The sequence below is a fragment of the Bacillus sp. P4_D3 genome (genome assembly GCF_056401855.1).
The window spans coordinates 1-742 of the sequence record NZ_JBFUIN010001159.1 but is presented as its reverse complement, the minus strand read 5'-3'; the positions used below and the strand labels follow the sequence as shown (position 1 = coordinate 742).

1 protein-coding gene is annotated in these 742 nt (G+C 36.3%); it reads left to right on the top strand.

The window, feature by feature from the left end:
* Positions 1 to 435: pyroglutamyl-peptidase I (locus AC1DTM_RS29970; RefSeq protein WP_477001646.1), on the top strand; the 435-nt coding region annotated here is incomplete at its 5' end.
* Between the last annotated feature and the right edge of the window lie 307 nt (positions 436 to 742).

Here is a 742-nt window from a genome sequence, read left to right as displayed (position 1 = left end):
GGGGGCAGACCAGATGTTACGATAGAGCGAATAGCAATTAATGTTGATGATGCAAGAATTGCTGATAATGAAGGAAATCAGCCAGTGGATGTACCGGTTGTAGAAGAAGGAGCGATTGCGTATTGGTCTACACTTCCGATGAAAGCAATCGTGAAAAAACTTCGCGAAGAAGGTATACCAGCTTCTGTTTCACAAACGGCAGGTACATTTGTTTGTAATCACTTATTCTATGGTCTCATGCATGAACTAGAAAAACATGATAAGAAAATAAAAGGTGGATTTGTTCATATTCCGTTCTTACCAGAACAAGCTACTAACTATCCAGGTCAACCGAGTATGTCACTTTCTACTATTAGTAAAGGGATAGAATTGGCAATCGAGGTAACGACGGAAGTGGAAGTAGATATTGTAGCGTGCGGCGGTGCGACGCATTAAGTAAAAAGCATGTTAATTAAAGAGGGCTGATGCAGCCCTCTTTGTGTGTTTGTATTTTGTAATTGAAGATGCAGTATAGAATATAAAGGGAAAGGTTGCAATGGGAGTATTCTAACAAATATGGAATTGTTCCAAATAAAAGGAAACTTTTTAAATAGTTTCTTAATGATGTAGAATTTTCGTCTATATGAATGGATAAAAAGTTAAGTTCTGATAAACTCAAAGACATACAAAGTAAAGGGATTCCAACTTAGATGAAATTATTAGAATAATTTGGATATATAGTATTTTAGTAGCCCTCTACATG